This is a genomic window from Pseudomonas sp. SBB6, from assembly GCF_024213215.1.
Classification (GTDB): domain Bacteria; phylum Pseudomonadota; class Gammaproteobacteria; order Pseudomonadales; family Pseudomonadaceae; genus Aquipseudomonas; species Aquipseudomonas donghuensis.
In genome coordinates this window covers 158,651-173,233 of record NZ_JANAVH010000010.1, presented here as the reverse complement: position 1 = coordinate 173,233, position 14,583 = coordinate 158,651, and the positions used below count along the sequence as shown (strand labels likewise).

The following is a 14,583-nucleotide window of genomic DNA, read 5'->3' as shown; positions in this document are numbered from 1 at the left end:
GCGATAGCCTCACAACACAAACCCTGGTTGTCAGTAACCTTTACGTTAACGTAAACCTGCCATTGCTCACTGTCAATCTCGTCATGACCTTTACGTTAACGTAAATTTGAGCCAGAGTAAGACCCGCTTGAGTCAGCTCCCAGAACAACCACAAAAAGGGACCGCCATGAATCAACCGAGCTATACCCAGGGCCGCCAGGACAAGCCGTTGCTGGCCATGACCATCGGCCAGGCGTTTGACCAGACCGTGTCGCGTTTTGCCACGCGGGAGGCACTGGTGGTGCGCCACCAGCACCAGCGTTACACCTGGCAGTCACTGGCCGCCAGCGTCGACCTGCATGCCCGGGCGCTGATGGCGCTGGGGCTGAAAACCGGCGATCGCTTAGGGATCTGGGCCCCCAACTGTGCGCAGTGGTGCATTGCCCAGTTCGCCAGTGCCAAGATCGGCGTGATCCTCGTCAACATCAACCCGGCCTACCGCACCAGCGAGCTTGAGTATGTACTCAAGCAGTCCGGCTGCCAGTGGTTGATCAGCGCCGGTGCCTTCAAAACCTCCGATTACCACGCCATGCTCGGTGAATTGCTGCCGGACCTGGCCCAACAAACACCAGGGCAACTGCGCAGTGAGCGCTTGCCGGAGCTGCGCGGGCTGATCAGCCTCGACCTGCAGCCGCCGGCAGGCTTTCTGCCCTGGGATCGTCTGGCCGGGCTTGCCAGCGAAACCGAGCCGGCCGAGTTCCAGGCCCGTCAGCAAAGCCTGCAATTCGACCAGCCGGTGAACATCCAGTACACCTCCGGCACCACCGGCTTCCCCAAGGGTGCCACGCTCAGCCACTACAACATCCTCAACAATGGCTACATGGTCGGCGAGAGCCTGGGCCTTGACGAGCACGACCGCATGGTGATCCCGGTGCCGCTGTACCATTGCTTCGGCATGGTCATGGGCAACCTCGGTTGCATCACCCATGGCAGCACCATGATCTACCCCAGCGACGCTTTCGATCCGCTGCTGACCCTCCGTTGCGTGGCTGAAGAGCAGGCCACCGCCCTGTACGGTGTGCCGACCATGTTCATCGCCATGCACGACCACCCGCAGCGGCCGGAGATGGATCTGTCGAGCCTGCGCACCGGGATCATGGCCGGCGCCACCTGCCCGATCGAGGTGATGCGCCGGGTGATCGGCGAGATGCACATGAGCGAGGTGCAGATCGCCTACGGCATGACCGAAACCAGCCCGGTGTCGATGCAGACCGGTCCCGATGACGACCTGGAACTGCGCGTGACCACGGTCGGGCGGACCCAGCCGCAACTGGAGAGCAAGATCATCGACGAACAGGGCTGCATTGTGCCGCGCGGGCAGATTGGCGAGCTGTGCACCCGCGGTTACAGCGTCATGCTCGGTTACTGGGGCAATCCGGCTGCCACCAGCGAAGCTATCGACCCGGCGGGCTGGATGCACACCGGCGACCTGGCGACCATGAACGAGGCGGGCTATGTGTGCATTGCCGGGCGCAACAAGGACATGATCATTCGCGGTGGCGAGAACATCTATCCGCGAGAGCTCGAGGAGTTCTTCTTCACTCACCCGGCGGTGGCGGATGTGCAGGTGATCGGTATTCCCGATGAGCGCTATGGTGAAGAGATCGTCGCCTGGATCAAGTTTCACCCCGGCCACAGCGCCAGCGAGATCGAACTGCAACAGTGGTGCAAGAGCCGCATTGCCCACTTCAAGACCCCGCGTTACTTCCGCTTTGTCGAGGAGTTCCCGATGACGGTGACGGGCAAGGTGCAGAAGTTTCGCATGCGTGAGATCAGCATTGCAGAGCTGATCACGCGCTGAGTCCGCGGGGCTGCGAGCGCTGGCAAGCCAGCTCCCAGAGGTGCAGCAGAGCCCTTGAGTGCTCTGAGAACCCTGTGGGCGCTGGCTTGCCCGCGATTGGCTACTACGCTTTCAGCGGTGTCGGCCGTGTCGGCTCGGGGTTTCGACCCTGGCCTTGGCCAATTGCTGTTTTTTTTTGAACCCCAAGCCGCCCCCCCGCTCGAACCTTTACCGTCACTTCATAACGGAGCAATGTTCGATGACCCGCGATGAGCCCTTCGAAACCGACCGCATGCCCTCGGCGAACGACCACCCGGACCAGGCCCTGAGCCTGTCCCAGGCCTTGCTCGAACCGCGGATTGTGATCGAGAACACCGTGCCGGTACTCGATGGCGGGCTGTTTGCGGTCAAGGCGGTGGTGGGCGAGCCGGTGCAGGTCAGCAGCAAGGTCTATGCCGATGGCCATGATGCCCTGGCGGTGATGCTCAACTGGCGCCAGGCCCATAGCCGGCGCTGGCATTGCGTGCCGATGCAGTTTGCCGGCAATGACCTGTGGCAGGCCGAATTCACCGTCAGCGAGCAGGGCCGCCACCTGTTCAGCATCGAGGCCTGGATCGACCCGTTCGCCACCTATTGCCATGACCTGGAGAAGAAGTTCAACGCCGGTGTCGCGGTGCCACTGGAGCTGCAGGAAGGGCAACTGCTGGTCGGGCACAATATCGGTCGCAGCAGCGGCCCCTTGCGCGACCAGCTGCAGGCCCTGCATCAGCAGCTGCCGGGCCTGCCCGCCGAGGAGCAAGTAGCCTTGCTGCTGCACCCGGACACCGCGCTGTTGATGGCCGAGGCCGAGCATCGTACCTACCTCAGTCGCAGCCCCGAATACCCGCTGGAGGTCGAACGCATCCAGGCGCAGTTCGCCAGTTGGTACGAGCTGTTTCCCCGTTCGATCACCGATGACCCTGAGCGACATGGCACCTTCAATGATGTGCACGAACGTCTGCCAATGCTCCGCGACATGGGCTTTGATGTGTTGTACTTCCCGCCCATTCACCCCATTGGCGTGCGTTACCGCAAGGGCCGCAACAACGCCTTGCAGGCCGAGCCGGATGACCCGGGCAGCCCTTATGCGATTGGCGGCGCCGAAGGCGGGCACGAGGCGATTCACCCGCAACTGGGCAGCCGCGAGGATTTTCGCCGGCTGGTGGCTGCCGCTGCCGAGCATGGCCTGGAAATCGCCCTGGACTTTGCCATCCAGTGCTCCCAGGACCATCCCTGGCTCAAGGAGCACCCGGGCTGGTTCTCCTGGCGCCCGGACGGCAGCATCCGCTACGCCGAGAACCCGCCGAAAAAATACCAGGACATTGTCAGCGTCGACTTCTACGCCGCCGATTCGGTACCGGCCTTGTGGCTGGCCCTGCGCGACGTGGTCGTGGGCTGGGTGAAGGAGGGGGTCAAGACCTTCCGGGTCGACAACCCGCACACCAAGCCCTTGCCGTTCTGGCACTGGCTGATCGCCAATGTGCGCAGCCAGTACCCGGAGGTGATCTTCCTCGCCGAAGCCTTCACCAAGCCTGCGATGATGGCGCGCCTGGGCAAGGTCGGCTATTCCCAGAGCTATAGCTACTTCACCTGGCGCAACACCAAGGCCGAGCTGCAAAGCTACTTCGAAGAGCTCAACCAGCCGCCGTGGCGCTACTGCTACCGGCCGAACTTCTTCGTCAACACGCCGGACATCAACCCGTACTTTCTGCATGAGTCCGGGCGCGCCGGGTTTCTCATCCGCGCCGCCCTGGCGACCATGGGCTCGGGCCTCTGGGGCATGTACTCGGGCTTCGAGCTGTGCGAGGCGACGCCGGTGCCGGGCAAGGAGGAGTACCTGGATTCGGAGAAATACCAGATCCGCCCGCGGGACTTCACCCAGCCCGGCAACATCATTGCCGAAATCGCCCAGCTCAACCGCATTCGCCGGCAGAACCCGGCCTTGCACACTCATCTGGGCGTGGCCTTTTATCACGCCTGGAACGACAACATCCTGTACTTCGGCAAGCGCACCGCCCAGCGCGACAACTTCATCCTCATCGCCGTCAGCCTCGACCCGCACAACGCCCAGGAAGCGCATTTCGAACTGCCGCTGTGGGAGCTGGGGCTGGACGACCATGCCGATACCTTCGGTGAAGACCTGATGAGCGGCCATCGCTGGACCTGGCACGGCAAGACCCAATGGATGCGCATCGAGCCCTGGCACCTGCCGTTTGGAATCTGGCGTATCGAAAAAGCCCACTAGAAAGGAGTCGAGCATGGCCAAGCGCACCCGCCCAGCCGCCTTTATCGATGATCCGCTGTGGTACAAGGACGCGATCATCTACCAGGTACATGTCAAATCCTTCTTCGATTCCAATAACGACGGCATCGGTGACTTCCCCGGCCTGATCGCCAAGCTCGACTACATCGCCGAGCTCGGGGTCAACACCCTGTGGCTGCTGCCGTTCTACCCCTCGCCACGCCGTGACGATGGCTACGACATCGCCGAGTACAAGGCGGTGCACCCCGACTACGGCACCCTGGCCGACGTCAAGCGCTTCATCGCCCAGGCGCACAAGCGCGGCTTGCGGGTGATCACGGAGCTGGTCATCAACCATACCTCCGACCAGCACCCGTGGTTTCAGAAGGCCCGGCACGCCAAGCCCGGGAGCAAGGCCCGGGACTTTTATGTGTGGTCCGACAGCGACCAGAAGTACGACGGCACGCGGATCATCTTCCTCGACAGCGAGAAATCCAACTGGACCTGGGACCCGGTGGCCGGCCAGTACTTCTGGCACCGCTTCTACTCGCACCAGCCGGACCTCAACTTCGACAACCCGCAGGTGCTCAAGGCGGTGCTTGGGGTGATGCGCTACTGGCTCGACCTGGGCGTCGACGGCCTGCGCCTGGACGCCATCCCGTACCTGATCGAGCGTGACGGCAGCAACAACGAGAACCTGCCCGAAACCCACCAGGTGCTGAAACAGATCCGCGCCGAAATCGACGCCAACTACCCCGACCGCATGCTCCTGGCCGAGGCCAATCAATGGCCGGAAGACACCCAGCTGTACTTTGGCCAAGGGCAGGGCGATGAATGCCATATGGCCTTTCACTTCCCGTTGATGCCGCGCATGTACATGGCCGTGGCCCAGGAAGACCGCTTTCCGATTACCGATATCCTGCGCCAGACCCCGGAGATTCCGAGCAACTGCCAGTGGGCGATCTTCTTGCGCAACCACGATGAGCTGACCCTGGAAATGGTCACCGACCGTGAGCGCGACTACCTGTGGAACTACTACGCCGAGGACCGCCGGGCGCGGATCAACCTCGGTATTCGCCGCCGCCTGGCGCCGCTGCTGCAACGCGACCGGCGCCGGGTCGAGCTGTTGTGCAGCCTGCTGCTGTCGATGCCCGGCACCCCGACCCTGTATTACGGCGACGAGATCGGCATGGGTGACAACATCTACCTGGGGGACCGCGACGGTGTGCGCACACCGATGCAGTGGTCGATCGACCGCAACGGCGGTTTCTCCCGCGCGGACCCGGCGCGTCTGGTGCTGCCGCCGATCATGGACCCGCTGTACGGCTTCCAGTCGGTCAACGTCGAAGCCCAGGCCCATGACCCGCACTCGCTGCTGAACTGGAACCGGCGCTTGCTGGCGGTGCGCAAGCAGCAGAAGGCCTTTGGCCGTGGCACGCTGAAGATGCTGTCGCCAAGCAACCGGCGGATTCTGGCCTATCTGCGCGAGTACACCGGCAGCGATGGCAAGACCGAGATCATCCTCTGCGTGGCCAACGTCTCGCGCGCTGCGCAGGCGGCGGAGCTTGAGCTGCAGCAGTACGCCGACAAGGTGCCGGTGGAAATGCTCGGTGGCAGTGCCTTCCCGCCAATCGGCCAGTTGCCGTTCCTGCTGACCCTGCCGCCCTATGGTTTTTACTGGTTCCTGCTGGCCGACAAGGACCAGATGCCCAGTTGGCATGTGGAACCGGCCCAGAGCCTGCCGGAGTTCACCACCCTGGTGCTGAAAAAACGCATGGAAGAGCTGCTGGAAGCGCCGTCACGGGCCACCTTGCAAGACACTGTGTTGCCGCAGTACCTGCCCAAGCGCCGTTGGTTCGCCGGCAAGGAAACCGTTATCGAGCACGTGCAGATCGCCTATGGCGTGCGCTTCGGCGCGCCCACCAGCCCGGTGTTGCTCAGCGAGATCGAGGTGCAGGGCGGCGGTCGGAGCAGTCGCTATCAACTGCCGTTCGGCCTGATTGCCGAAGAGCACCTCAACAGCCCGGCGCCGCAGCAACTGGCCCTGGCGCGGGTCCGCCGCGGTCGCCAGGTGGGCTTGATTACCGACGGTTTTGTCCTGGAAAGTTTCGTGCGCGCGGTGCTTGCCGGCTGCAAGGATGGCCTGCGCTTGCCGTGCGGCGAAGGTGAGCTGCGTTTCGAGGCCAGCGGGCAACTGGCGGCCTTGAACCTGGGTGAGGAGGCTCAAGTGCGCTACCTGAGCGCCGAGCAGTCCAACAGCTCGGTGGTGGTCGGTGGCAGCCTGGTGCTCAAGCTGATCCGCCGGGTCAACCCCGGGGTGCACCCGGAGCTGGAAATGAGCGCCTACTTGAGCGCCGCCGGCTTTGCCAACATTTCGCCGCTGCTGGCGTGGGTGAGCCGCGTGGATGATCAGGCGCAGCCGCACCTGCTGATGATCGCCCAGGGCTACCTGAGCAACCAGGGCGACGCCTGGGACTGGACCCAGAACAACCTGGAACGGGCCATTCGTGACGAGATGGAGCCTTCGAGCAAGGACCAGGACGTGCACACCGATGCCCTGCAGGACCTGGCCGATTTCGCCGCCTTGCTGGGGCAGCGCCTGGGTGAGATGCACCTGCTGCTGGCCGCGCCCAGCGCTGATCCCGCGTTCCAGCCGCGGGCCAGCAACCGGCGCGACAGCCGGGCCTGGAACAAGCACATCAGCGCCCAGCTGAGCCGCGCCCTGGACCTGCTGCAGGAACACCGCGCCAGCCTCGACAGCGACAGCCAGGCCCTGGTCGACGACCTGCAACAGCAGCGCAAGCGCCTGCTCGAGCAGATTGGCGAACTGAGCAAGCAGGTGCTGGGCGGGCTGCTGATGCGTGTGCACGGCGACCTGCACCTGGGCCAGGTGTTGGTGGTCCAGGGCGACGCCTACCTGATCGATTTCGAGGGTGAGCCGGCGCGGCCGCTGCAAGAGCGGCGGGCCAAACACAGCCCGTACAAGGATGTCAGCGGCGTGCTGCGTTCCTTCGACTATGCTGCAGCGATGGTGCTGCGCAGTGCTTCTGCTGTCGACCTTTCCGAGACTGCCCGTCAGGCCCGTCAACGCGTTGCCCGCCGTTACCTGCACCAGGCCCGGCATGCCTTCATCGAAGCCTATGGCCTGGCCAGCGCGGCCATGCCCCATGCCTGGGAGCACGGCGACGGCGAGCAGGCGGCGCTGGCGTTGTTCAGTCTCGAGAAGGCCGCCTATGAAATCCTCTACGAAGCCGAGAACCGTCCGCATTGGCTGGCCGTGCCTTTGCATGGCCTGCATGGTCTGATCAGTACCTGGGGAGAGCAGTAAATGACTCAACGCAAGCGCGAGGAAGGCGGGCTGGGGCAGCGTGATATCAACGCCCTGGTAAGCGCCGAACACGCCGACCCGTTCGCGGTGCTCGGTCCGCACCCGGATGGTGCCGGAGGCCAGTTTGTCCGCGCCTATTTGCCCAATGCCCTGAACGTGCGGGTGTTGGCTCGCGACGACAGTCGTGTCCTGGCTGTGCTGGAGCAGGGCCCGGTACCGGGGTTGTTCATCACCCATCTGGCGGAGCAACAGCCGTACCTGTTGCAAATCAACTGGGCCGGCGGTGAGCAGGTCACCGAAGACCCTTATAGTTTCGGGCCGGTGCTCGGCGACATGGACCTTTATCTGTTCGCCGAGGGCAATCATCGCGACCTGTCTGGGGCCATGGGCGCGCAACCGGTGAAGGTCGAAGGTGTCGACGGCGTGCGCTTTTCGGTGTGGGCACCGAATGCCCGGCGGGTGTCGGTGGTGGGTGATTTCAATAATTGGGACGGGCGCCGACACCCCATGCGCCTGCGCCACCCGTCCGGGGTTTGGGAGCTGTTCGTGCCGCGCCTGCAGGCCGGCGAAGCTTACAAGTATGAAGTGCTCGGGCGCGAAGGCATCCTGCCGCTCAAGGCCGACCCGCTGGCCCGCGCTACGGAACTGCCGCCAAGCACCGCCTCGAGGGTCGCAGGTCCCCTGGCCCACGACTGGCAGGACCAGGATTGGATGCAGCAGCGTGGCGAGCGCCAGGCCACCCATGCGCCGCTGTCGATCTACGAGCTGCACGCCGGCTCCTGGCAGTGCGAGCTGGACGACAACGGCGAAGTGGCGCGTTTTTACAACTGGCGTGAACTGGCCGAGCGCCTGGTGCCTTATATCCTGCAACTGGGTTTTACCCATATCGAGCTGATGCCGATCATGGAGCACCCTTTTGGCGGCTCCTGGGGCTATCAACCGCTGTCGATGTTCGCGCCCACCGCGCGCTATGGCACGGCCGAAGATTTTGCTGCCTTTATCGACGCCTGCCACCAGGCGCGCATCGGCGTGATCCTTGATTGGGTGCCGGCGCATTTCCCCACCGACAGCCACGGCCTGGTGCGTTTCGACGGCACTGCGCTGTACGAGTACGACAACCCGCTGGAGGGCTTCCATCAGGACTGGGATACCCTGATCTACAACCTCGGCCGCACCGAAGTGCACGGCTTCATGCTGGCTTCGGCGCTGCACTGGCTCAAGCACTTTCATATCGATGGCCTGCGGGTGGATGCCGTCGCCTCGATGCTCTACCGCGATTATTCACGCAAGGCCGGGGAGTGGGTGCCCAACCGCCATGGCGGGCGCGAGAACCTCGAAGCCATCGACTTTTTGCGTCACCTCAACGACGTGGTGGCGCTGGAGGCCCCCGGTGCGCTGCTGATCGCCGAAGAGTCCACGGCCTGGCCGGGCGTCAGCCAGCCGACCCAGCAGGGCGGCCTGGGCTTTGCCTACAAGTGGAACATGGGCTGGATGCACGACACCTTGCACTACATCCAGAACGACCCGATCCATCGCACCTATCACCACAACGAGATGAGCTTCGGCCTGATCTATGCCTATTCCGAGCATTTCATCCTGCCGATCTCCCATGACGAAGTGGTGCACGGCAAGCATTCGCTGATCGACAAGATGCCTGGCGATCGCTGGCAGAAGTTCGCCAACCTGCGCGCCTACCTGACCTTCATGTGGACCCATCCGGGCAAGAAGCTGCTGTTCATGGGCTGCGAGTTCGGCCAGTGGCGCGAGTGGAACCATGACAGCGAACTGGACTGGTACCTGCTCAAGTACCCCGAGCACCTGGGCGTGCAGCGCCTGGTCAGCGACCTCAACCGTTTGTACCGCGACGAGCGGGCCCTGCACGAGCAGGACTGCCTGCCGCAAGGCTTTCAGTGGCTGATCGGCGATGATGCGCACAACAGCGTCTATGCCTGGCTGCGCTGGAGCGCTGACGGCGAGCCGTTGCTGGTGGTGGCCAACTTCACCCCGGTGCCGCGCGAGGGGTATCGCATTGGTGTGCCGTTTGGCGAGCGCTGGGTCGAGGTGTTCAACAGCGATGCCGAGGGTTATGCCGGGTCCAACTACGGCAACCTTGGCGAGGTGGCCAGCCAGGCGTTGCCCAGCCATGGCCAGCCGTTGTCGCTGGGGTTGAACCTGCCGCCGCTGGGGGTGTTGATTTTGCGCCCGCAATGACGGCTTGAGCGTTCTGTACAAGCCCGGGGCCGGGTATCGGTGTCTACTGCGCTTCCAGTTTTTCATGGAAGCGCAGCCATGCCCTTGGTCTCCAGCCCACCACTCAACCGTCAGTACACACCGACCGAGTACCTTGTCAGCGAACAACGGCCGGCGGCGGTTGCGAATCTGCCCGGCACGAACCTGCAACGTGTTGCCCAGGCCCTGCGCACGGCCGCGGTTGAAGAAAACATTGCCATGACCCTGCTACCGGGGCTACTGGTGGCCAGTGGTGTGCTCGAACGCAACACCCTGGTGCTCGAGGGCGTGGATGGCCAGGTGCTGTACGGGGTCGACAGTGCCGACCCGGCTTGCCTCCTGGAACCTGGACAACTGGACGCTGTGCAGCTGGAGCAGGCTGCCAGGATCAGGCTGGAGCCTACGCGTATCGGTGCAGTAAGCCGCGGTGAATACCGTTCACTCGACCTTGAGGGCGATGCTTTCTTCAAGGTGGTGGTAGCCATGGTCAACGACTGTGATCCGCAGTTGATCACTGATCAGCAAGTAGCAGAGCTGCGCAATGAATTGGCCGAGCGGGTACTGATAGCGGATCCGCTGATGGCACGGATCTGGGCGCAGGCGCACCCCGCGGTTGAGGAGGTGAACCCGCAAGGCGCGCCGCTCAACCCGGCAAGCCTGGTGATGCGCGCTAGCGTCCTGGCTGCAATCCCCGCCAGTTTCGGGGTGTTCGGTGCCTTTGGCTTGCCGGTGGTGCTTGGCGCCTGGTATCTGGGGTTGCCGATGGTGGCAGCGGTGCAATTGGGTAACCAGTCACAGCGGGACACCCGCGAGGCGCTGGTGTTGACGCTCGCCAGGAAGCTGCCCGGGCTCGACGATGCTCAGTTGCACATCCTGCTGCAGGCACTTGACGGGAAGCTGGCCGATCTGGACCTTGAAGTCGTTGTCGACAACCTCAGGAGCCAGTTCGCACAGCGCGCCCCGAACATGACGGGCAATGAGCTGCTGGAGCGCATCAATCCCTGGGACTGGTTGCGCGATACCCGCGAAAAGGAACAGTCCAGACCCGACCAGAGCCTGAAGCCGACGCTCTTGGGGGCAGGGCTTGAGTTACTGGTAGGGCTGGGTGTGCCAGGCTTTATACCGGGTGAAAAATACTATGCCGGCAAGCCCCCTTTGAATTTGAAGCAGCTTACCCAGGTTGTTCGCGAGCAGGATGGCAGCGAGCGTGTCGTCACTCAAGCCAAGGATTCGGCAGTCGTGCATTTCCCAGCAGGATTATTCCCCGTAGCAAAGGGATATCCTCAACCTGCGGTCCAACTGCCCTGGCGTTCGGAGCCTTGGCAGGTGCCGCTGGTTGAGGCGCAAGGCAAAAGGCGACAAGCACGCGAAGCCCCCACCTCAACGTCTCAGGCCCAATTGCTAGCGGATATCCAGCGCTTGCAAAAGCACAATCAGCAATTGGAGCGTCAGGCCACGCGGCTACGCAAGCGCGCCGCAGCAGCGCCCGCCTATGCCAAGCAAGCGGTTCCTGACCTGTTGGGGTTGGTCCCGGTAAAATTCGTGCTACGGCTTAAGGCCGGAAAGTTGCAGCGCGAGGCGCTCAAGGAGGCGTTCACCATCAGCGAGCGCTACCGACAACTGCAGGGCTTGAAGCCGCCGCAGCCGAAAGACGCTGGCACGGTGGCGGGTCCCGCGCTGGACGCTTCCCAAACCACGGGGCTGGTCCTTGGCCAGGCGCAGCATATCGACGAGACCATCATCCGCTGTTTGCAACAGGATGCGCAGGCAGCAGGTATGGATCCGCGGTCCATCAACCTGGCGCTGCTGAACCAGACGCTGTCCTTTCAGCCGAAAACGCCGGTGACTTTCCTGGGCAGCGCCAGTCATTCACGCAAGGAAGTGTTCAGCGTCCGTCAGGTAGCCTTGGGTGAGCATCAACGCAACCTCGTAAACTACGTCGATCAATTGCCGTCAGCCTCACCTGGGCTACCCGCGCCGCTGCTGCCACGGGTCCTCGATGCTCAACTGCGTACTCGCGTGCAGGCCGCGGTGATGGAGGACTTTGTCCAGTTGGCGAGTGATGACGCGTTCAAGCAGCAATACCAGAGCTTTGCCCATCACCGTTTCAATGGCGTAATGACACGACTGCTGGCCACCACCAATGGCCCCTTGCGCCATGTTCTTGATCGTTGGGTTTCGGGTGATCTGGTTGCCGAGGTGGTAAAGGTCACGGACAAGGTAGTACCCAATCTACTGGCGGTGAGAGACAACGCTGGCGGCTTTCTGGTTTCACTGACCACTGGCAGTGTATATCCGTGGGTGGCCGACGATACCTCGGTTGCCCTGGAGCGGTTCATCCGCTCGCATCTGTCGGATTTTGACAACGGCGTGATCGAGCGCACCGCCATTATCGCCAAGCGCTCGCTCAGGCTGACCGATGTGACGTTTTATCAACCGCAGTTGACCTTTGGCGGTGGTGAGGTCATGCCACAGTTGCTTGCGGCTGATCTGGCGATGATCAAAAGCAACCTCAATAGCGCGGTCTTCACTGCCCAGGAAGAGAATCAGCAACGCTGGACGCAGGCTGCAGAACGCCTGATGCAGTTCGGCACGACCTTGGTCTCGATGGCGATAATGGTGCCATTCGAAGGCTTGGCGATGCCGATGGCACTTGCCTCGATGGACGTGGCACTGGCGGCGGGCACTCTGTATTTCGATGAGCGGATGCTGGACGTTGCTGATCGGGGCGATGTCTATCGCCAGGCCCAGGCGGATATTGCCCTGGGCAAGATGACGTTGGTTTTCGTCGGCGTTGGCGATCTGGCGGTCCTGGCCAGGCCTGTGGCTCGCGCGGCGTCGGCAGCGGCGCACGTGGCCGCCGACGTGCGCAACCTGGTTGCGCTGATTCGTTCATCTTCGCTAACCGAAGGCTACAGCAAGTCGCTGGACCTGTTGATCAGCCTGTCGCCGCGCCAGCGTACGCTGATGCTGGCGCAACTGAATTTGGTGCCGGCTGCCATCAGTGACGCTGCCGGCCCGCTGGAAGGCGTTCTGCATCTGCAGCAACGCGCTGGGGTGATTGATGCGCAGACGCTGCAACGGCTGGTGAGCCTGCCCGGGGCCGATGCTGTCGAGGGGTTTCTGGAGGGGAGTGGTCAACAGCTTTATTGCCTGGATGACATCAAGCGCCTGCCAGCCGGTTACCGCGTAGTGGTATTGGCAAAGGACAGCAACAAGGTGCTGCAGGCGGGTTTGAGCCTGGGCGAGGGTAAGGTCATCAGCCTCGATAACAGTGCGCTCACCTTGGGTGAATCGGTCAAAGGCTGGCATGAGCTGAACCTGGCTGATGCTCGGTGGCTGAGGTTCGAGCGACAGGCGGGCAGGCTGGCGGACGGCCGCGACGTACGGATTGTTGTCGAGCACGCTGCGCCCGAGTTCAGGGCCGAGGAGCTGCGCAGTGCACAAGCAGCCAGCCTCAGTGAGTCGCAAACATTGCTTGAGCAGGGCTTCCTCGCCGATTTGCGCAAGTATCCGAAAGTCTCGCGCTTGCTAGCCACCGGTAAGCAACGCCCAGGCCCGCTTTTGCGAACAGTCAGAGCCTACATGGCAAAGCACGGCTTCTTCGATATCAAGGTCAGGGTGGTGCACAGCTGGGACAAGGTCAACAAGGCCAGTAGCAGCCATTTCCTGTTGGTAGGTCGTCACCCGGAGCACGGTCACATGGCTTTCGACCTGATGGCTGCCCGGCGCACCCGCCTGGGCCTGGAGCCGATGGTTGTCCCCGAGCCGGTCTGGGCGGCCCGCTTTCAACAGGCTGGCGGCAACCGGCTGATGAAATACCAGGATTTCGTCGATCTACCCAGTGCCAGGACGTCGGCGCGGTTGGCACGCAGCACGGCAGCCACTGCGTATCAGGAACGGTCCGTCTTGTTGACGGCTCCGGATTTCTACAAAGTCGAGTCGGGGCGTGAATGGGTACGAACAGAAGAGCTGCACGGGGGAGGGAATTTTGCCCGTCACGAGCTCATGCCGGCAAAGGAGGTGGAGCAACGTTACGCCAAGCTGTGCAAGAACTGGCAAAACCTCAGCAACAAGAAGACGGCGTTTCAACAGGGGCTGCGGGATTACGGAATGCTTACCGTCCCCGGTGTGGAGCTGCGCGCCCGGCGTGATCTGGTGCATTTGAAACGGCTGTTCATACGTCCCGATTCGAACCTCACACCTCATCAACTTGGCGCACTGGCAGGCAGGATCAATCGCTTGGAGCTTGAGCAGCGCTGGCAGCAGGCCTTCGCCCGTGCCGGGGTTCATAGCAGAAAGCTGCGTCTGCATGGGGCGAGGAGTTACCGGCCGGCGCCGCAAATCCTGGTGACCCGCCCGGACAACGGCCGCTGTCTGCCATTGGCACGCACCATGGCTGTAGCGCTGGAAGGGGGCAGCGAAGACGCGCTGATGGACAGGATGTATCTGGTGGCGGCGGATGCCCAGAGCAGCGAAGCGGTTCTGTTCAGCAAAGCGCTTGGGGTGCTGCACGGTAGCGGTGGGGCAGCAGTGAGGGCCCTGCCAGGCAACCTTGAGCTGGAGGCAGTCATCAAGCGCCTGGCGGATGAGCGATACAACGCCTATCTGCAGATCGATGCCCCCAACCATTCCATGCTGATGGCCGTGCGTCAGGAACAAGGGCGCTCGGTATACCACTTCTATGACCCCAACATCGGCCTGATCTCGGCCGATTCCTTGTCGGGTTACAGCTCGGTACTTAAACACTACTTTTCCCAAAGACGCTTGCTCAGTGCTTATTGGCCTGCTGTGCCTGAGTCGCTGCCACATTTTCGCGTCGCGGTAATAGACCCGGCGGCCATGCAGGCGGTGCCGCTGAATCAGGGCCTGACGGTCAAGGACCTGAGTGCGGCACCGGCGCTGTACAGTCGCACGCGCTGGTAA

Annotated in this window: 5 protein-coding genes; all 5 read left to right on the top strand. The window is 62.8% G+C overall.

The window, feature by feature from the left end; translation table 11 throughout:
- Positions 1-166 precede the first annotated feature (166 nt).
- Positions 167-1,840, top strand: a complete 1,674-nt coding sequence (locus NLX68_RS19580) for an AMP-binding protein (protein WP_254285434.1) — start codon at positions 167-169, stop codon at positions 1,838-1,840.
- 238 nt (positions 1,841-2,078) lie between these two features.
- A complete protein-coding gene (locus NLX68_RS19575) occupies positions 2,079-4,103 on the top strand; it encodes an alpha-1,4-glucan--maltose-1-phosphate maltosyltransferase (protein WP_254285433.1) in 2,025 nt (674 codons plus the stop codon).
- Positions 4,104-4,116: 13 nt separating this feature from the next.
- Positions 4,117-7,428 carry a maltose alpha-D-glucosyltransferase gene (treS, locus tag NLX68_RS19570; RefSeq protein ID WP_254285432.1) on the top strand — a complete coding sequence of 1,104 codons (3,312 nt, stop codon included), beginning with the start codon at positions 4,117-4,119 and terminating at the stop codon, positions 7,426-7,428.
- A complete protein-coding gene (gene glgB / locus NLX68_RS19565; RefSeq protein ID WP_254285431.1) occupies positions 7,429-9,639 on the top strand; it encodes a 1,4-alpha-glucan branching protein GlgB in 2,211 nt (736 codons plus the stop codon).
- Between the two features lie 78 nt (positions 9,640-9,717).
- Positions 9,718-14,583, top strand: a complete 4,866-nt coding sequence (locus NLX68_RS19560) for a hypothetical protein (RefSeq protein ID WP_254285430.1) — start codon at positions 9,718-9,720, stop codon at positions 14,581-14,583.

Bases quoted from the DNA above. Each gene is read 5' to 3' on its own strand.
- NLX68_RS19580 (WP_254285434.1), top strand. From the start codon at position 167: ATGAATCAACCGAGCTATACCCAGGGCCGCCAGGACAAGCCGTTGCTG.
- NLX68_RS19575 (WP_254285433.1), top strand. From the start codon at position 2,079: ATGACCCGCGATGAGCCCTTCGAAACCGACCGCATGCCCTCGGCGAAC.
- glgB (WP_254285431.1), top strand. From the start codon at position 7,429: ATGACTCAACGCAAGCGCGAGGAAGGCGGGCTGGGGCAGCGTGATATC.
- NLX68_RS19560 (WP_254285430.1), top strand. From the start codon at position 9,718: ATGCCCTTGGTCTCCAGCCCACCACTCAACCGTCAGTACACACCGACC.
- treS (WP_254285432.1), top strand. From the start codon at position 4,117: ATGGCCAAGCGCACCCGCCCAGCCGCCTTTATCGATGATCCGCTGTGG.